Origin of the sequence: Embleya sp. NPDC059237 (genome assembly GCF_042754105.1) — a bacterium.
In the GTDB taxonomy this organism is placed as follows: domain Bacteria; phylum Actinomycetota; class Actinomycetes; order Streptomycetales; family Streptomycetaceae; genus Embleya.
Genome location: NZ_JBHZAE010000031.1, coordinates 36,074 through 52,569, shown reverse-complemented (window position 1 = coordinate 52,569; position 16,496 = coordinate 36,074). Strand labels below are relative to the sequence as shown.

Annotated in this window: 19 protein-coding genes and 1 tRNA gene; 8 read left to right on the top strand and 12 right to left on the bottom strand. The window is 71.0% G+C overall.

Annotated elements, in window-relative coordinates; genetic code table 11:
• Nucleotides 1-12 precede the first annotated feature (12 nt).
• Nucleotides 13-1,218, bottom strand: coding sequence for a cyclic dehypoxanthinyl futalosine synthase (mqnC, locus tag ACFXKZ_RS49695; protein ID WP_380014196.1), 1,206 nt, complete (start codon nucleotides 1,216-1,218; stop codon nucleotides 13-15).
• Nucleotides 1,219-1,288: 70 nt separating this feature from the next.
• On the bottom strand, nucleotides 1,289-2,173 hold the full coding sequence (locus tag ACFXKZ_RS49690; RefSeq protein WP_380014193.1) for a menaquinone biosynthetic enzyme MqnA/MqnD family protein: 885 nt from the start codon (nucleotides 2,171-2,173) through the stop codon (nucleotides 1,289-1,291).
• Between the two features lie 176 nt (nucleotides 2,174-2,349).
• Between ACFXKZ_RS49690 and ACFXKZ_RS49685 the strand changes: the two genes are divergently transcribed.
• Nucleotides 2,350-3,405 (top strand): hypothetical protein, encoded by a 1,056-nt coding sequence (locus tag ACFXKZ_RS49685; protein ID WP_380014190.1) that lies wholly within the window; start codon nucleotides 2,350-2,352, stop codon nucleotides 3,403-3,405.
• 69 nt (nucleotides 3,406-3,474) lie between these two features.
• Here ACFXKZ_RS49685 and ACFXKZ_RS49680 read toward each other — a convergent pair whose 3' ends face one another.
• Nucleotides 3,475-3,975 (bottom strand): Asp23/Gls24 family envelope stress response protein, encoded by a 501-nt coding sequence (locus ACFXKZ_RS49680; RefSeq protein WP_380014187.1) that lies wholly within the window; start codon nucleotides 3,973-3,975, stop codon nucleotides 3,475-3,477.
• Nucleotides 3,976-4,218: 243 nt separating this feature from the next.
• On the opposite strand from ACFXKZ_RS49680, the gene ACFXKZ_RS49675 reads away from it, so the two are divergent.
• Nucleotides 4,219-4,989, top strand: coding sequence for an SDR family NAD(P)-dependent oxidoreductase (locus ACFXKZ_RS49675; protein ID WP_078975844.1), 771 nt, complete (start codon nucleotides 4,219-4,221; stop codon nucleotides 4,987-4,989).
• A gap of 132 nt (nucleotides 4,990-5,121) precedes the next feature.
• On the opposite strand, the gene ACFXKZ_RS49670 is transcribed toward ACFXKZ_RS49675, so the two are convergent.
• From ACFXKZ_RS49670 to ACFXKZ_RS49645, 6 genes are all read right to left on the bottom strand, one after another.
• On the bottom strand, nucleotides 5,122-5,364 hold the full coding sequence (locus ACFXKZ_RS49670; RefSeq protein ID WP_380014184.1) for a chaplin: 243 nt from the start codon (nucleotides 5,362-5,364) through the stop codon (nucleotides 5,122-5,124).
• A 337-nt stretch (nucleotides 5,365-5,701) separates the two neighbouring features.
• Nucleotides 5,702-6,022 (bottom strand): hypothetical protein, encoded by a 321-nt coding sequence (locus ACFXKZ_RS49665; RefSeq protein ID WP_078975846.1) that lies wholly within the window; start codon nucleotides 6,020-6,022, stop codon nucleotides 5,702-5,704.
• 91 nt (nucleotides 6,023-6,113) lie between these two features.
• Nucleotides 6,114-6,236: a hypothetical protein gene (locus ACFXKZ_RS49660; protein ID WP_380014181.1), complete on the bottom strand. Its 123-nt coding sequence runs from the start codon at nucleotides 6,234-6,236 to the stop codon at nucleotides 6,114-6,116.
• 10 nt (nucleotides 6,237-6,246) lie between these two features.
• Entirely contained in the window at nucleotides 6,247-6,891 is a 645-nt protein-coding gene (locus ACFXKZ_RS49655; protein WP_380014178.1) for a helix-turn-helix domain-containing protein, read from the bottom strand.
• A gap of 122 nt (nucleotides 6,892-7,013) precedes the next feature.
• The gene (locus tag ACFXKZ_RS49650; protein WP_380014175.1) at nucleotides 7,014-7,586 is read right to left on the bottom strand and encodes a GNAT family N-acetyltransferase; all 573 of its coding nucleotides are present in this window, start codon (nucleotides 7,584-7,586) and stop codon (nucleotides 7,014-7,016) included.
• Nucleotides 7,587-7,739: 153 nt separating this feature from the next.
• Nucleotides 7,740-9,116 carry a cystathionine beta-synthase gene (locus ACFXKZ_RS49645; RefSeq protein ID WP_380014172.1) on the bottom strand — a complete coding sequence of 459 codons (1,377 nt, stop codon included), beginning with the start codon at nucleotides 9,114-9,116 and terminating at the stop codon, nucleotides 7,740-7,742.
• 300 nt (nucleotides 9,117-9,416) lie between these two features.
• On the opposite strand from ACFXKZ_RS49645, the gene ACFXKZ_RS49640 reads away from it, so the two are divergent.
• The 3 genes from ACFXKZ_RS49640 (at nucleotide 9,417) to ACFXKZ_RS49630 (ending at nucleotide 12,730) form a co-directional block, all read left to right on the top strand.
• Nucleotides 9,417-10,559, top strand: coding sequence for an SGNH/GDSL hydrolase family protein (locus tag ACFXKZ_RS49640; RefSeq protein WP_380014169.1), 1,143 nt, complete (start codon nucleotides 9,417-9,419; stop codon nucleotides 10,557-10,559).
• A 157-nt stretch (nucleotides 10,560-10,716) separates the two neighbouring features.
• Nucleotides 10,717-11,937, top strand: a complete 1,221-nt coding sequence (locus ACFXKZ_RS49635; protein ID WP_380014166.1) for an acetyl-CoA C-acetyltransferase — start codon at nucleotides 10,717-10,719, stop codon at nucleotides 11,935-11,937.
• Between the two features lie 202 nt (nucleotides 11,938-12,139).
• The gene (locus ACFXKZ_RS49630; RefSeq protein WP_380014163.1) at nucleotides 12,140-12,730 is read left to right on the top strand and encodes a hypothetical protein; all 591 of its coding nucleotides are present in this window, start codon (nucleotides 12,140-12,142) and stop codon (nucleotides 12,728-12,730) included.
• Between the two features lie 19 nt (nucleotides 12,731-12,749).
• Here the strand turns inward: ACFXKZ_RS49630 and ACFXKZ_RS49625 are convergent, their stop codons facing one another.
• Nucleotides 12,750-13,181 carry a hypothetical protein gene (locus ACFXKZ_RS49625; protein WP_380014160.1) on the bottom strand — a complete coding sequence of 144 codons (432 nt, stop codon included), beginning with the start codon at nucleotides 13,179-13,181 and terminating at the stop codon, nucleotides 12,750-12,752.
• Between the two features lie 109 nt (nucleotides 13,182-13,290).
• Between ACFXKZ_RS49625 and ACFXKZ_RS49620 the strand changes: the two genes are divergently transcribed.
• Nucleotides 13,291-13,524, top strand: coding sequence for a DUF4287 domain-containing protein (locus ACFXKZ_RS49620; RefSeq protein ID WP_078975854.1), 234 nt, complete (start codon nucleotides 13,291-13,293; stop codon nucleotides 13,522-13,524).
• Between the two features lie 181 nt (nucleotides 13,525-13,705).
• Here the strand turns inward: ACFXKZ_RS49620 and ACFXKZ_RS49615 are convergent, their stop codons facing one another.
• Entirely contained in the window at nucleotides 13,706-14,560 is an 855-nt protein-coding gene (locus ACFXKZ_RS49615; protein ID WP_380014157.1) for a Bax inhibitor-1/YccA family protein, read from the bottom strand.
• 204 nt (nucleotides 14,561-14,764) lie between these two features.
• Here ACFXKZ_RS49615 and ACFXKZ_RS49610 point away from each other — a divergent pair, with 204 nt between their 5' ends.
• Nucleotides 14,765-14,983 (top strand): hypothetical protein, encoded by a 219-nt coding sequence (locus ACFXKZ_RS49610; RefSeq protein ID WP_380014154.1) that lies wholly within the window; start codon nucleotides 14,765-14,767, stop codon nucleotides 14,981-14,983.
• Between the two features lie 192 nt (nucleotides 14,984-15,175).
• Here ACFXKZ_RS49610 and ACFXKZ_RS49605 read toward each other — a convergent pair.
• Nucleotides 15,176-15,260, bottom strand: a tRNA-Leu gene (locus ACFXKZ_RS49605).
• A 451-nt stretch (nucleotides 15,261-15,711) separates the two neighbouring features.
• On the opposite strand from ACFXKZ_RS49605, the gene ACFXKZ_RS49600 reads away from it, so the two are divergent.
• Nucleotides 15,712-16,488 carry an ABC transporter ATP-binding protein gene (locus tag ACFXKZ_RS49600; RefSeq protein ID WP_380014151.1) on the top strand — a complete coding sequence of 259 codons (777 nt, stop codon included), beginning with the start codon at nucleotides 15,712-15,714 and terminating at the stop codon, nucleotides 16,486-16,488.
• Nucleotides 16,489-16,496: the final 8 nt, after the last annotated feature.

Genomic DNA, 16,496 nt, shown 5'->3' with positions numbered 1-16,496 from the left:
GCCAAGCCGGGTTCAGCGCGCGTCGACCACCTTCAGCTGTGTGCGAGGCGGCTCTGGGCGGGCGGTGCCGCCGGGGATGGCGGTGGAGGACAGGTGGGAGATCACCTTGTCGTCGACCGGGTCGTTCGCCGGGTCGTCGTGCACGATCAGGTGGTTGTACGTGGTGTCGCGCTGCGCGGGGACACGCCCGGCGGCGCGGATCAGGTGCAGCAGCTCCATCCGGTTCGAGCGGTGCTTGGCGCCGGCGGAGGAGACCACGTTCTCCTCCAGCATGACCGAGCCCAGGTCGTCCGCGCCGTAGTGCAGGGTCAGCTGGCCGGCCTCCTTGCCCGTGGTCAGCCACGAGCCCTGGATGTGCGCGACGTTGTGCAGGAACAGCCGGGCGACCGCGATCAGGCGCAGGTATTCGAGCAGGGTGGCCTGGGTGCGTCCCTTCAGGTGATTGTTCTCCGGCTGGTAGGTGTACGGGATGAAGGCCCGGAAGCCGCCGGTGCGGTCCTGCACGTCGCGGATCATCCGCAGGTGCTCGATCCGCTCGGCGTTGGTCTCGCCGGTGCCCATCAGCATCGTCGAGGTGGACTCGACGCCCAGGCCGTGCGCGGTCTCCATGATCTCCAGCCAGCGCTCGCCCGACTCCTTGAGCGGGGCGATCGCGGTGCGCGGGCGCTCCGGGAGCAGTTCGGCGCCGGCGCCCGCGAACGAGTCGAGCCCCGCCGCGTGGATCCGCGAGATGGCCTCCTCGATGCCCACCCCGGACACCTTGGCCATGTGCGCGACCTCGGACGCGCCGAGCGAGTGGATCACCAGCTGCGGGAACTCGGCCTTGATCGCTGCGAACGAGCGCTCGTAGTACTCGACGCCGAAGTCGGGGTGGTGCCCGCCCTGGAACATGATCTGGGTGCCGCCGAGTTCGACCGTCTCCGCGCACCGGCGCAGGATGTCGTCGATCTCCCGGACCCAGCCCTTCTCGCTCTTGGGCGGGGCGTAGAAGGCACAGAACTTGCACGCGGTGACGCACACGTTCGTGTAGTTGATGTTGCGCTCGATGATGTACGTCGCGATGTCGACGGTGTCCGCGTAGCGCTTGCGGCGGGCGGCGTCGGCGGCTCGACCCAGCGCGTGCAGCGGCGCGTGGACGTACAGCGCGAGTGCCTCTTCGGGCGTGATCCGCCCACCGTCGGCGGCCCGGTCCAGGACCGGCTGGAGATCGCTGATCACGGGGAAGCCTCCGCATGGAACGAATACGAGTGGAACGACTGCGACTCGCGAACGAGCCTATCCGGCGCGCTCACGAAGCCTGCGGGGCGTCGAGCAGCCGCACCCGGACGTCCGCCGGATACCCGGTGTCGTGCGAGGTACGGCGGGCGAACTCGGCGAGCCCGGCCAGGTGGCGCGCGCCCAGCGAGTAGTCGAGCGCCTCGGTGTAGTAGCGCTCCAGCGTGGCCGCGTCGAACGCCTCCCACCGGGCCACGTGCTCGCAGACCTTGTCCACCTCGCGCATGCACAGGTCGCGCGACTCCAGGAAGGCCCGGTGCACCTCGCGCACCTCGGCGGGATGCGCGGCCAGGAAGTCGCGGCGCGCGGCCCACACCGCGAATACGAACGGCAGCCCGGTCCACTGCTTCCACTCCTCGGCCAGGTCGTAGACCTTCAGGCCCAGGCGCGGCGCGTCGTAGAGCGTCGCGCGCAACGCGACGTCGCCGATCACCACGGCGGCGTCCGCCTCCTGCATCATCAGGCCCAGGTCGGGCGCCGAGGTGAAGAACTTCGGCCGTACGCCGTACCTCTCCTCCAGGAGCAGCCGGGCCAGCCGGACCCCCGTGCGGCTCTGCGAGCCCAGCGCGACCCGGGAGCCGTCCAGTTCCTCGATCGGCACCTGGCTGATCAGCATGACCGACATCACGGGCCCGTCGGCGGCCACCGCGATGTCCGGGAGCACCACGAGGTCGTCCGCGTGCCGCAGGTATTCGACGACGCTGATCGGCGCGATGTCGAGGTCGCCGCGCACCAGGGCGTCGTTGAGGTTGTCCGGAGTGTCCTTGGTGAGCTCCAGATCCACCAGCGTGCCCGTGCGGGCCAGGCCCCAGTAGATGGGCAGGCAGTTCAGGTACTGGATATGGCCCACCCGGGGTCGCCGGCGGCCGGCTTGCGGTGCGTTGTCCACACTGTCCATCCCCGCAGGCTATGCCCGGCTCCGCGGATCACCGGTATCGACCCGGTCGGGACCCGCGGTGTCACCGAACAGGCACAAGAGCGGACATGCGGCAGTGGCAGCGGGAAGCGGGTGAGACCCTTCCGGAACCGGGCCGAACCGCACGGCGGTCCGCCGACTACGACGGAGGAAGCGCGATGCACTCGTCCCCGGGCTCGTATCCGGGCCAGGGTGGCGGCTACCCGCCCCCGCCCCCGCCCTACGCGGCCACACCGGCGCCACCGCCGTACGACCCGGGTGGTGCGTACCGCCCCGGCGGCCCGGGCGCGCCCGGCGGCCACGGCGCGCCGCCGCGACCGCAACCCGCCCGACCCGCGTTCGGTGCACTGCGCGGCACCGTCGCCGGGATCAGCCTGGTGCTGGCCGTGCTGTTGTCGATCCCGGCCCTGTCGGCGCTGTGGTTGCGCTGGGAGGTGGTCTCCGACCAGGGGTTCACCGACAACGCGGTCGAGCTGATCGACGAGTCGGCGATCCGCAGCGAGGTCGCGCGGCTGATGACCGACGAGGTGATGCGGCAACTGCCGCCCGGGGTCCGCAATCAGGTGCCGCGCCAGGTGGTGCAGACGGCGGTGACCGAGGAGATCGCCAAGCCGACGTTCAAGGCGGTCTGGAAGGACGGCGTCTCCACGGCGCACGACGTGGTGTTGTCCTCGCTCCTGGGCCGGGACAGCAAGAACGTCCAGACCAAGGGCGACGACGTCGTGGTCAACCTCAAGAGCCCGCTGGACGCGATCGTGGGCCAGTTGAACAAGGCCGGGATCCCGGTCTCCAAGGCGGGTCTGCCGACCACCATCGCGATCGACCTCGCGCAACTGCCGCACGCCTCCGACGCGAAGCAGGGTCGGGACGCGCTCCGGGCGGTGGACGACGCGGGTCGGTGGTTGCCGATCCTGACCCTCGTACTTCTTGTGATCGGCCTGGCGGTCGCGGTCAACCGGTTCCGCGCGCTGGTGATGACCGGCGTCGGGCTGTTCGTCACCAGCGGCCTGCTGCTGATCCTGGTCGCCACCGCGAGCGGTCCGGTCGCCGACGAGCTGGCCGCCCGCAACACGCTGAACCGGGACGGCATCGAGGCCGTCTACGGCGTGTTCACCGACTCGCTGAACACGATGTCGTGGTCGGTGTTCGCGGCCTCGGTCGTGATGGTCATGGTGGGCGCCGTCGGGCTGAGCATGCGCGGTCGGCGGCGCTGACCGCGCCGCGTCGAGGCGGCGAGGGCGGGACCGGGGCGATCCCCGGCCCGCCCTCGCCGCGTTTCCGGCTCAGGCCAGGTTGCGTGTGGAGCCCTCGTCGTCGTCCTGTTCGATGTGGATGTCGTCCACGGAGATGTCCACCTCGACCACCTCCAGGCCGGTCATCCGCTCGATCGACTCGATCACGTGGTCGCGCACCGCCGCGGCGACCTCGGCGATCGGCGCGCCGTATTCGACGACCAGGCTCAGGTCGACCGCACACTGCTTCTCGCCGACCTCGACACTGACCCCGCGCGCGACGTCGGGACGACCGCCCGGGACCGCCTTGCGCATCGCGGCGAAGGCCCGGGAGACTCCGCTGCCCAGGGCGTACACCCCCGGGATCTCGCGCGCCGCAAGCCCGGCGACCTTCGCCACCACGCCGTCCGCGATCGAGGTACGGCCGCGGTCGGTGGCCAGCGCGGTCACCTCCGTCATGTGCGAGGCGCCGGAGGCTCCGGTCGACGGGCGCGCGACGCGCTCCGGGCTCGTGCTGCTCTGGGTCGCCGGGCGGGCGGGTGCGTCTGCCATGACTGGAACCTCGTCTTTCGCCGCGTTCGTGAGAGGTGGGGGCTCCCCTCACACAGGTGTGACCCCTTCCCGGTCGGTTCCTCACGCAATCCGGGCGAATTAATCCGATCGGCCGTTCGTCGTTCCTGTCGAGCGACAGGAACATGTTTCATTTCACTCCCGGCCAACCGTTCAGGAGGCTTGCTCCCGCATCGGGAACCGCCTGTGATGGGACCCCTGCATCCCGGCCAAGGAGGAAACACTGTGGAGCGGTTCCAGGATCGGCGCATCATCGTCACCGGCGGCGGCTCGGGCATCGGCCAGGCCACGGTGCTGCGGCTGCTGAGCGAGGCGGGTTCCGTACACGCGGTCGACGTCAACGCCGACGGGCTGGACAAGACCCGCGCGATGGCGGCGGAGAAGGGCCTCGACGCCAGGCTGACCACCGGCGTGCTGGACGTGTCGGACGAGGCCGCGGTCGGCACCGGCGTGGCCGAGACCGTCGAGCGGTTCGGCGGTCTGGACGTGCTGGTCAACGCCGCGGGCATCCTGCGGGCGGGGCACACCCACACCTTCCCGCTGGACAAGTGGAACCAGATCATCACGATCAACCTGACCGGCACGTTCCTGATGACCCGCGCCGCGCTGCCCGCGCTGCTCGAAACCGGCAACGGTGTGGTGATCAACTTCAGCTCGACCTCGGCGAGCTTCGCGCACCCCTACATGGCGGCCTACGCGGCCAGCAAGGGCGCGATCGACGCGTTCACCCACGCGATCGCCCTGGAGTACAGCCGCCAGGGGCTGCGCGCGGTCAACGTCGCGCCCGGCAGCATCTCCAGCGGCATCGTCGACGACACGCCGAACCAGGTTCCGGAGGACGCCGACTGGGAGCTGTTCGGCAAGCTGATGCCGATCATCGGCGACGGCATGGCCCACCCGGACGTGATCGCCGGCATGATCGCCGCGCTCGCCTCCGACGACGGCAAGTTCGTCACCGGCACGTCGCTGCGCATCGACGGCGGCACGCACGCCTGAGCGGGACTCGGTCCCGGGTGCCGCGCGGGTCGACGCGACCCGCGCGGCACCCGGGACCGGCCCGAAAACGCCAGAGGGCGCCGTTCCGGGACCGGTTGCCCCGTACAGCGCCCACCGCGATGGTGCGAAGGTTCAGCCGGCGTTGATGCAGGTGTTGCCGAACGCCGGGTTCACCAGGCCGACGACGTTGATGCTGTTGCCGCACAGGTTGACCGGGATGTGCACCGGGACCTGGATGTTGTTGCCCGAGGCGACACCCGGGGAGTTGACGGCGGCACCGTCCGCCTCGGAGCTGGCGCTGGCCCCACCGATGCCCGCGGCGAGGATGCCACCGGCGGCGACGGTGATGAAGGCCGCCTTCTTGACCGTGTTCATTCTTCCTCCATGTCACAGTGCCGCACGAACGGATGCGGCACGTGGGACAACGAAGCCCACATCGATCGGCAACGCCCCACCGCCCGGTTCGCCGCCGATTCACCCCTACGAGGACACCCGCTTGCGCCGTACGCCGGTGCCGGGCGCCGGCGCACCACCCACCCCGAGGGGCGCACACGCGACGATCGGCGCACCACGCGGTCGAGCGGCAACGGACTGCGCCCCGCGAAGCCGGGGCTTTGCGGGGCGCGGGGACGGAGGACTCGGTGCGCGGGTCGGGGCGCGTGGGAATCGGAGGCCGAGGCAGCCGGGACGGAACAGGGTGTCCCGGGACGCGTCAGGCGTCCTCGTCGTCCTCGTCGTCGTCCTCGGGCAGGTACTCGGCGCCCTCGGACTGCCAGCCGGCCTCGCTCAGTTCGGTGCCGGCGATCTCCTCGACCAGGCTGAACGGGTCGATCAGGTACGAGACGGACTCGGCCAGGTCGCTCTCGATCGCGGCCATGGCGTCGGCTCGGTCGCCGGACGACAGTTCTTCGTCGGCCTTGACGCTGTCCAACGCGGCGGCGCGCAGCGCGTCCGCGTCGGTGACCTCGAGCACGATTTCGAGGTTGAGCCGGATGTAGCGGGTCGTGGACTCGGAGGAAGTCGGGTTTTCCATGGGCGCGAGCCTACGGGCCCACGACCGACCCCCGGCGTGCTGACGCGCCGCGCGCCGGCGCGCCGGCGCGTCGGGGCGACGCCCCGTGCGCTCAGCGGTGGCCGTACGTCACGGCGGTGACCATCAGCGCCCCGAAGACCACGGAGAATCCGAGGATGTAGATCGCGATCCGGATCCACATCCCGGTCGCCCGGCTCTTCTCGCTCTCCATCACGGCGAACTCCTCATATGTGGGCGGGAAGGCACGGCGAGAACGCGACCAGCGCGGGCGCCGCGTGGACCATCAGGAACTCGACGGGCAGGTACGCGTCGGCCGATTCCATGCGGTGCGCGAGGCCCGAGTCGAAGTGCGCCACGTCGCCGGGCGCGAGCAGGTGGGTCGCCCCGTCCAGGGTCAGCCGCAGCTGCCCGCTCAGGACGTACAGCCACTCCTCGCCCGGATGCACCCGGCCGGGCCCGTCCGCCCGCCCCGCCGGCACGCGGACCCGCAGCGCCTGCATGCCGCGTCGCGGGCTGCCCACGCGCCAGTAGGTCCAGCCGTGCGCCTCGACCGGCTCGGCCGCACGGGCGCGCACCACGGGCTCGGTCGCCGCGGCGTCCTCGCCGAGCAGTTCGGAGACGGTGGTGTTGTACACCCGGGCCAGGGTGAGCAGCGCGGGCAACGAGGGTTGCCGGCGCTCGTGTTCGAGCCGGGAGAGGTAGGCGACGGAGAGCCTGGTCAGCCGGGCGGCCTCGTCGAGCTTGAAGCCGTTCGCCAGCCGGGCCGCGCGCAGTCGATCACCGAGCCCGGTCGGCACCGCCTCGGCGGATTCCGCACCGGCGGGTTCCGGGTCGGGATCGCCGGTGTCGTAACTTGGAGGAGCGACCATGCTTCGAGACTAGGCAGGTATGGACCGGAGAGGCAATTAACTTGCCTCAGAGGCAAACGGGCAGTTCGCGGCCACCCTTCCGGCCACCCTGGCGCGCCGCTCCCCCCAGGACGCCACCCCGCTTACGCGCACCGCTCCGTCGAGAGCGCCCCCGCCGCCGGCAGCTCCGCCTCCACCAGCACCACGCCATCCTCGTAGCCGCACCTGCCGACCAGCCCGGCCCGCTCGAACAGGGCGAGCATCCGCCGGTTCCACGGCAGTACGTGCGCCCGCAGCCCGGTCGCCCCGCGCGCCGCCGCGTGCTCCGCCAGCGAGCGCAGCAGCGCCGTGCCGAGACCGTGCCGCTGCCATCCGTCCTCGACCAGGAGCGCCACCTCTCCCATCCGCTCCCCCTCGGGGTGGAACAGCGTGGCCAGCGCGCCGATCGCCCCGTCGGGGCCGATCGCCACCAGGCTCAGCCCGTCGGCCGGCGCGAGCAGCTTGCCCAGGGCGCTGTCCGGCAATCGCGGCGTCGAGGTGAAGTAGCGCAATCGCCGGGTCTCCGGCGAGCACCGCTCGTGCATCGCGCGGACCTCGGCGACGTCCTCGATCCGGGCCGTGCGCACCCGTACTCGCGCGGGCCACTCGCCCACGCCGCCCCCGCCCACCATGGTGAGCCTGGCCCGACCCCGAATCGCCGCAGTCGTCGTCTCCATCACCGCACCGCCTTTCGCCACCGGGGCGGTCCTCGCGATCCGTCCCCGTCGAACCCCCACGGTGTCGAGACGGTGTTACGCGTCGACTACGTGAACGTGTCCTCGGTGAACCGATCCGATGACGTCGTGCCCCGGTGGCGAAACGCGGGCGACTCAGCCCGCCAGGTGGCCGAGCAGGTCCTGCCGGGTGACCACACCCTGCGGCTTGCCGTGCACCAGCACCAGCGCCGCGTCGGCCTGCTCCAGCACCCGCGCGAGCCGCGCGATCGGCTCGCCGGAGCCGATCACCGGCATCGGCGCCGACATGAACTTCTCCAACGGGTCGCCCGCCGACGCCCGCCCGGCCACCAGCGCGTCCAGCAGGTCGCGCTCGGCGATCGAGCCGACCACCTCGGCGGCCATCACGTCGGGGTGCCCGGCGCCGGGCTTGACCACCGGCATCTGGCTGACCCCGAACTCGCGCAGGACCGCGATCGAATCGCCGACCGTTTCCTCCGGGTGCACGTGCACGAGGGCCGGCAGGTCACCCTGCTTGCGGGTGAGGATGTCGGCCACGGTGGCCTCGCCCTGGTCCGCGTCCAGGAAGCCGTAGTCGGCCATCCACTCGTCGTTGAAGATCTTGCTCAGGTAGCCGCGCCCGGAGTCGGGCAGCAGCACCACGACCACGTCGTCGGGACCCAGCCGCTCGGCCGCGCGCAGCGCCGCGACCACGGCCATCCCGCACGAGCCGCCGACGAGCAGGCCCTCCTCGCGGGCGAGCCGACGGGTCATCAGGAACGAGTCCCGGTCGGACACCGCGATGATCTCGTCCGGCACCGCGCTGTCGTACGCGGTGGGCCAGAAGTCCTCACCCACACCCTCGACCAGGTAGGGCCGGCCGCTGCCGCCGGAGTACACCGAGCCCTCGGGGTCGGCGCCGACCACCCGCACGCCGCCGTTGGAGACCTCCTTGAGGAACCGTCCCGTCCCGGAGATGGTGCCGCCGGTGCCGACGCCCGCCACGAAGCAGGTGATCCGGCCGTCGGTCTGCTCCCACAGCTCGGGGCCGGTGGAGAGGTAGTGCGACTGCGGGTTCTCCGGGTTGGAGTACTGGTCGGGCTTCCACGCGCCGGGCGTCTCGCGCACCAGCCGGTCCGAGACGTTGTAGTACGAGTCGGGGTGCTCGGGGTCGACGGCGGTCGGGCAGACCACCACCTCGGCTCCGTACGCCCGCATCACGTTGATCTTGTCCATGCTGACCTTGTCCGGGCAGACGAACACACACTTGTATCCGCGCTGCTGCGCGACCATGGCGAGCCCGACGCCGGTGTTGCCGGAGGTGGGCTCGACGATCACGCCGCCGGGACGCAGCGCGCCCGACTGCTCGGCCGCGTCGATCATCCGCACGGCGATGCGGTCCTTCACCGAGCCGCCGGGGTTGAAGTATTCGACCTTCGCCAGCACCGTTGCCGACAACCCCGCGGTGACGGAGTTGAGCTTGACGAGGGGGGTGTCCCCGATCAGGTCGAGCATGGATTCGTGGTACCGCACGGAACCTCCGCCATGAGTGCGCATCAGCCGGGGCCGGATGGCCCGAAATCCTCACATTGCGCGAACTTCTCCCAGCCTAGTGGCCCCTTTCGATCTCCCGGGCGGCCGGCCGGGCCGACCCGCGCGAACACGCGTTCCCGTTCCGCGACCCACAGCCGCGCGGGCCGGTCCAACGCGCCCGCGCCGGCGCGCCGCCCGGTACCCGCCGACGAACCTGACGGTCGGTTAGGGTCGGCGTGGAGTCCGTGACGGGGAGGAGACCGAGGCCTTGGACACGACGACAGGCCGCGGAGCACGGCGATGATGCGCACCCGGATGGCCCGCCGGGTCGCCGCCGCCGCGGCGTTCGGCGGCGGCGGTGTGGGCGTGCTGACCGGGGCGATGTTCGCGGTGTTGTACACCGAGGCGAAGATGGCCCGCCGCACGGTGGGCGAGCCCGACGGCGAACCGCCGACCGCGGACGGTGTCTACGGCGAGTACGGCGATCAGCCCGACGAGCCGATCGTGTTCGCCATGATCGGCGACTCCACCGCCGCCGGCCTCGGCGTCGAGGACCCCATGCAAACTCCCGGCGCACTGCTCGCCTCCGGCCTGGCCGCGGTCGCCGAACAGCCGGTGCGACTGGTCAACGTCGCGCTGTCCGGTGCCCAGTCCTCGGACCTGGAGCGCCAGGTCACGCTCGCCCTGCGGCACGAGCTCGACGTGGCGATGATCATGATCGGCGCCAACGACGTCACCCACCGGATGCGCCCCGCCGAGTCGGTGCGCCACCTCGAACAGGCCACCCGCCGCCTGATCGCCTCCGGCGTCGAGGTGGTCGTGGCCACCTGCCCCGACCTGGGCACGATCGAGCCGATCGCGCAGCCGCTGCGCTACCTGGCCCGGCAGTGGAGCCGCAATCTGGCCGCCGCGCAGACCATCGCGGTGGTCGAGGCGGGCGGGCGTACCGTCTCGCTCGGCGCGCTGCTCGGGCCGGAGTTCCTGGCCCGCCCCAAGGCGATGTTCGGCCCGGATCGTTTCCACCCCTCGGTCGAGGGCTACGCCACCGCCGCGATGGCCTCGCTGCCGTCGTTGTGCGCCGCGCTCGACCTGTGGCCGCTGGACGAGGTGCGCCCGGACAGCTTCCGCGGCGAGGGTGTGCTGCCCATCGCGCAGGCCGCGATCGAGGCGGCGGCCGAGGGCGGCACCGAGGTAGCCGGCACCGACGTGGGTGGTCGCGAACGTGGCCCGCGCGGTCGCTGGGCGCTGCTTCGGCACCGTCGGCGGCAGCAGATCCCGACGCCCGCCACGGTGGATCCGGAGGGCCCTGCCGAGGCCGCCGAGGGGTCCGGCACGGACGGCGGGCGGTCCGGGGCGGACGGCGGGTCGGGTCCATCGAACCCCGGGTCGAATCCATCGAGCCCATTCGAGGACGTCCGGGGTAATGTGGCGAAGGAAATCTGACTGGCCGTCAGTTCGGGCGTGGGGCAGGTCGCACGATCCACCCCTCCCGCTTTCGGCTACCAGGCAGTAACTTCAAGCGTCAGTTGCGCATCCGTACCGACGAGAGTCCTCGCGGGGTCCTCGTACCGACGGCCGCGAAGACCACATAGGAGTCCCGATGCCCGAAGCAGTCATCGTCGCCACCGCCCGTTCCCCGATCGGCCGCGCCTTCAAGGGTTCGCTGAAGGACCTGCGGGCGGACGACCTGACCGCCCTGATGGTCCGCGCCGCCCTGGACAAGGTCCCGGCGCTCGACCCGAAGGACATCGACGACCTGATGCTGGGCTGCGGCCTGCCGGGCGGCGAGCAGGGCTTCAACATGGGCCGCAACGTCGCGGTCCTGCTCGGCTACGACCACCTGCCCGGAACCACGATCACCCGCTACTGCTCCTCCTCGCTGCAGACCACCCGGATGGCGATGCACGCGATCCGCGCGGGCGAGGGCGACGCGTACATCTCCGCCGGCGTCGAGATGGTCACCAGCACCCGGGGCAAGGGCAGCAGCGACTCGATCCCGGACACCAAGAACCCGCTCTTCGCCGACGCCGCGGCCCGTACCGTCGCGGCCGTGGAAGAGGGCTCGACCTGGACCGACCCGCGCGAGGCCGGCCTGCTCCCCGACGTCTACATCGGGATGGGCTTCACCGCGGAGAACCTGGCCCAGCACAAGGGCATCTCGCGCGCCGAGCAGGACGAGTTCGCGGTGCGTTCGCAAAACCTCACCGAGAAGGCGATCGCCGACGGCTTCTGGGCCGAGGACATCACTCCGGTGACCCTGGCCGACGGCACCGTGGTGAGCAAGGACGACGGCCCGCGCGCGGGCACCACGCTCGAAGGCGTCTCCGGCCTCAAGCCGGTCTTCCGCCCGGACGGCACGATCACCGCCGGCAACGCGTGCCCGCTCAACGACGGCGCCGCCGCGGTGATCGTGATGTCCGACACCAAGGCCCGCGAGCTGGGCCTGACCCCGCTCGCCCGGATCGTCTCCACCGCCGTGTCCGGCCTGTCGCCCGAGATCATGGGCTACGGCCCGGTCGAGGCCTCGCGGATCGCGATGGCCCGCGCCGGCCTGACCTCCGCCGACATCGACCTGGTCGAGATCAACGAGGCGTTCGCCGCGCAGGTCATCCCCTCCTACCGGGACCTGGGCTTCGACCTGGACAAGGTGAACGTCAACGGCGGCGCGATCGCGATCGGCCACCCGTTCGGCATGACCGGCGCGCGGATCACCAGCACGCTGATCAACTCGCTGCGCCGGCACGACAAGCAGTGGGGCCTGGAGACCATGTGCGTCGGCGGCGGCATGGGCATGGCCATGGTGTTGGAGCGCATGAGCTGACCCGTACACACACGTCGGTCGCACCGACGAGCCGCGCGGCCGGTCCGGGCCACCCCGGGCGGGCCGCGCGGGGTGACCCGGACGCCGCGCCCGCGTGGGTCCGAGGTCCCATCCCGTCGGGACGTCGCGCCCTGGCGGCAAGGCGGCGACGGCGCGACCCTGGAGGGGAAGGGTTCTCCGGGTCGGCCGAGGGTTGCGGATCATGCCGAACGTCTACATCGTCCCCGTCCTGCTCACCGCGGCGTGCGCCGTCGCGGTGACCACCGTCGTGCGACGGTTGGTCCGACGCCACCGGGCCCGGGCCGGCGCCGAGGTGTGGGACCAGGCGTTCGTCGACCACCTCTTCCGCAGCCGCGAGTCGGAGCGGCCGGCGCTGACCGTGCCGGGGCCCGGACGCGACGACCTCCCGGACGACCGCCCCGAGTCGGACGAGGACGGCGCCCGCCGCCCGCACCCCTCGGAGAACCTGACCCCGCTGCTGCCCACCCACCTGACCGCCGGCTACCTCACCGGCCTGGTCGCCGGCGGCACCCCGGTCACGCACGTGCGCACCGGATCGCCCACCGGCGCCGGCGGCCTGGACGTCCTCGACTTCGCCGACGGCAGCTCGCTGGTGGTGATGCCCGGCGACCCGGAGGCCACCACGCTGATCGAGATCGCACTGTCCCTGGGCCGCCCGGTCCGACTGCTCGGCACCTCGGAGATCGGCGGCGGCTGGACGCTGACCTTCGGCCTGGACGAGGACACCACCTACGCCCTCGCGGACCGTCTGTACGTCCGCCCACCGGCATAGCCGGCGCCGCGCCCGAGCCTCAGATCGCCGCGGCCAACTCCCGGACCATCTCCCGGGCCCGGCGCACCACATCGCCCGCCGTCGCCGGCTCGCCGTCGTCCAGGCCCAGCGGGTGCTCCTCGGTCAACGGCTCCAACGCCGCGGCCAGGTCCCCCGAGGTCACCGCGATCTGGTCGCCGACCACGAACACCCCCAGATCCGGCACCTCGCGCCGGGGCTCGCCCTCCACCGCGGCGGCCAGATCGGCCAGGCACTGCGCCAGCGCGAGCGCCGCGCCCGCCCGGCTCGGCGCGCCCTCCTGACGGGCGGTCAGCGGGGCCTTGAGCCGGGCCTCGGACAGGTGGCGGAGCCGGTCGGCGACCGCACCGGACTCCTTGACGAACGGGCCCAGATCGACCGTGAGGGAAACGGACGGTTTCCCGACCGGCGGGATGGGGATGCGGGACGACATAACCGGAGCGTACCCAGCGCGCGCACCGCGCGTGGGCCGGCTTCGACCGCTTGCCAACCGTTCGCCCGTCATGCACGCTCGGGTAACGGAACGCTCACCGGAGGCGCTTATGTCCTTGCACTTCTCCGAAGAGACCCACCGCAACCTCGTGGCCCGGGTGCCCGCCTGCACCGGCCGCGAACTCCCCGAATGGTTCCGGGAGATCGAGGCCGGTCCGGCCTTCTCCCGGTTCGAGGACCGGGTCTCCTGGCTCCAGGGCGAGCACAACCTCGGACACGGCCACGCCCTCGCCATCGTCCGCGAACACGAGCGCCGCCGGCACGCGCCGGGCGGAGTCAGCTGATCCGCCGACCCGCGGCCGATCCGCTGTCGGCCCCCCGTCGAAGACCCCCGGCACCCTGATTGCGCGCACGCGCCACGTCCGCCGCACACCCTCCGCCGATCCCGCGAACGCGAAAGCGGCGGTGCCCCCGAGTGGGAGCACCGCCGCTTTCGCGTGTTCGGGCCGAGGCCCGTCACCCGCGTCAGTCCCGCAGGATCGACAGCAGGCGCAGGACCTCCATGTAGATCCACACGAGGGTCACGGTCAGGCCGAACGCCGACCGCCACGCCTCCTTCTCCGGCACGCCCTGGGCGGCCAGTTGCTCGATCTCGTTGAAGTCGAGGGACAGGAAGAACGCACCGATGAGGATGCCGAGGATGCCCATCACGATGCCCAGCGGACCGCTGCGCAGGCCGAGGCCGTCGCCGCCGGCGATCAGGATCGCCAGTCCGTTGACGAGCATGAGCGTGACGAACCCGATCGCGATCGCGAGGCCGATGCGCGCGTAGCGGCTCGTCACCTTGACCCAGCCGGACTTGTACGCGACAAGCATGCCGACGAACACGGCGGCCGTGCCGAGGACGGCCTGGACCACGATGCCGCTGTACCGCTGCTCGAACGCGTGGCTGATCGCACCCAGGAACACACCCTCGAGCGCGGCGTAGGTCAGCACCAGGGCCGGGCTGATCTCCCGCTTGAAGGTCACGACCATCGCGACGACGAACGCCGCGAACGCGGCGCCGATCGCCCAGCCGAAGTTCTCGAACGGCAGGAAGGCCCACGACAGCGCACCGGTGACGACGACCGTCAACAACGTCATCGCGGTACGCGCGACCACGTCGTCGATCGTCATCCGGCCGGTCTGGAGCGGACCGGCGGACTGCGCCCGGTACATCTCCTGAAGCTGCTCGGGGGTCATCGGTTGCATCGGCGGCTGCTGCGGCCCACCGAACGGGGCGCCCTGCGGCCCGGGCTGCGGCGCTCCGTAGCCGGCCTGCTGCTGCCGGCCGGTCTCGAACGCCCCCCGCCGCGTGAGCACCGGGTTGCTGCTCCTCATGTCATCTCCTCCATGCCCCCGGGTGGGGGTCGTGGCTTAAAAGAGTAATCCCCGAGTAAAGGTCTCGGGGGCTCCATCCTTCCCTTTCAACGTCGTCGGACACGCGATTTGTGCCCGTGGTCACTGTCCGGGCATGAAAAGTCGGATGGAATCCATCACGAAGCCGATCGCTGTACGCGCGGGAACACCCTGCGCTGTTCACGAGTGCGGATCAGGACCGTACCCGGAGCCGAGAGCACCTCGTCGATGACGTACAAGGGCCCACGGGTCGATGTCGAAACCCTCGTCGAGTCCGACGACCGGGTCGCGGCGGCATGGGCGGCGGGGCGCGAGGTACCGGCGGGGCGGGGTGTCGGTAACGATGCGTTGACCACCGAGCCGTACGCGGACGCCGTAACCACCCGACGCGGCGGCATGCGATAGCACGGCCGATGGGTCCGATCGCAATTTCTATCGATGAGAACGTCATCTTCACATTCGGAACCGCAGTTCCGACCGGTGCACAGGGGGTGACGGTGAATGATCTTCGTTCGCTCGTCCGTTGACAGACCCGCACTTCTGTCAACGGCAGCGATCTTGAAAATGGCCTTCCCGCAGGTCAGAGCCATGATCATCTGGTCCCCGGAGCGGGACTCGAACCCGCACGACCTTGCGGCCAAGGAGGTTTAAGCTCCTCGTGTCTGCGTTCCACCATCCGGGGGCGATGCTGAGCGTAGCGGCCCCGGCGCACCGGGTTGACCCCCTGTTTTTCGCGGCTCCGTGAACGGCTCGCGGCGACCCGTTCGATCGCGGAGAGCGACCGAAGGCAACCCGTCCCGATGCCGCACGGATGATGCCGAATGGGCGCTTTGAGGCGCCTGATCAGGGGATATACCGCATTCGGCTGCGGTTGCCCGGCACCTGCGGCCCCGTCGGGAGTCCCATTTCCGGCCGGCCGGCGGGAGGCTGCGGGAGGGGCGCGAGGCCCCCCTCGGCGCCGCTTGGCACGATCGATTTCGACCATGTGTGAGCGAAACCGACGAAGCGTGAGTAAGTGTGATCAGGCGTCCTGGATCATGCGCAATCTTGTGGAAGCGTGGGTAGGCAGCACGAATCGGAACCCTTCCGTCGCCCGGCGAATCCAAGGAAAAATCCAAGGAAAGAGGTCTCCTGTGACCGCCACCGAACCCATCGCGGGAGTCGGGACGCACGGCGCGCTCGCCGCCGTCGCCACCGACCTGACCAAGGTCTACGGCGAGGGCGAAACGCGGGTGATCGCGCTCGACGGCGTCTCGGTCGGCTTCCGGCGCGCGGAGTACACCGCGATCATGGGGCCCTCCGGGTCGGGCAAGTCCACGCTGATGCACTGCATGGCGGGGCTCGACTCGATCACGGCCGGCTCGGTGCGGCTCGGCGACGCGGAGCTGTCCGCGCTGAACGACAAACAGCTCACCCTGCTCCGCCGGGAAAAGGTCGGTTTCGTCTTCCAGTCGTTCAACCTGCTGCCCACGCTCACCGCGCTGGAGAACATCACGCTCCCGATGGACATCGCGGGGGTCAAGCCGGACAAGGCCTGGCTCGACCACGTGATCGAGACCGTCGGGCTGCGCGACCGGCTCAGGCACCGACCGACCGAGTTGTCCGGCGGCCAGCAACAGCGTGTCGCGTGCGCCCGCGCGCTGGCGAGCAAACCGCAGATCATCTTCGCCGACGAACCGACCGGCAACCTCGACTCGCGCTCCGGCGCCGAGGTGCTGGGCTTCCTCCGCAGCAGCGTCTACGACCTGAGCCAGACCATCGTGATGGTCACCCACGACCCGAACGCGGCCTCCTACGCGGACCGCGTGGTGTTCCTGGCCGACGGCCGGATCGTCGACGAGATGACCGCGCCGACCGCCGATCTGGTCCTGGAACGCATGAAGCGCTTCGAGGCACAGCGCACGAGCTGACCGAGGGA

Excerpts from the sequence above, each read along its gene's own strand:
- ACFXKZ_RS49690 (WP_380014193.1), bottom strand. The coding sequence starts at position 2,173 with ATGGACAGTGTGGACAACGCACCGCAAGCCGGCCGCCGGCGACCCCGG.
- ACFXKZ_RS49685 (WP_380014190.1), top strand. The coding sequence starts at position 2,350 with ATGCACTCGTCCCCGGGCTCGTATCCGGGCCAGGGTGGCGGCTACCCG.
- ACFXKZ_RS49680 (WP_380014187.1), bottom strand. The coding sequence starts at position 3,975 with ATGGCAGACGCACCCGCCCGCCCGGCGACCCAGAGCAGCACGAGCCCG.
- ACFXKZ_RS49670 (WP_380014184.1), bottom strand. The coding sequence starts at position 5,364 with ATGAACACGGTCAAGAAGGCGGCCTTCATCACCGTCGCCGCCGGTGGC.
- ACFXKZ_RS49665 (WP_078975846.1), bottom strand. The coding sequence starts at position 6,022 with ATGGAAAACCCGACTTCCTCCGAGTCCACGACCCGCTACATCCGGCTC.
- ACFXKZ_RS49655 (WP_380014178.1), bottom strand. The coding sequence starts at position 6,891 with ATGGTCGCTCCTCCAAGTTACGACACCGGCGATCCCGACCCGGAACCC.
- ACFXKZ_RS49650 (WP_380014175.1), bottom strand. The coding sequence starts at position 7,586 with ATGGAGACGACGACTGCGGCGATTCGGGGTCGGGCCAGGCTCACCATG.
- ACFXKZ_RS49640 (WP_380014169.1), top strand. The coding sequence starts at position 9,417 with ATGATGCGCACCCGGATGGCCCGCCGGGTCGCCGCCGCCGCGGCGTTC.
- ACFXKZ_RS49635 (WP_380014166.1), top strand. The coding sequence starts at position 10,717 with ATGCCCGAAGCAGTCATCGTCGCCACCGCCCGTTCCCCGATCGGCCGC.
- ACFXKZ_RS49630 (WP_380014163.1), top strand. The coding sequence starts at position 12,140 with ATGCCGAACGTCTACATCGTCCCCGTCCTGCTCACCGCGGCGTGCGCC.
- ACFXKZ_RS49625 (WP_380014160.1), bottom strand. The coding sequence starts at position 13,181 with ATGTCGTCCCGCATCCCCATCCCGCCGGTCGGGAAACCGTCCGTTTCC.
- ACFXKZ_RS49620 (WP_078975854.1), top strand. The coding sequence starts at position 13,291 with ATGTCCTTGCACTTCTCCGAAGAGACCCACCGCAACCTCGTGGCCCGG.
- ACFXKZ_RS49615 (WP_380014157.1), bottom strand. The coding sequence starts at position 14,560 with ATGAGGAGCAGCAACCCGGTGCTCACGCGGCGGGGGGCGTTCGAGACC.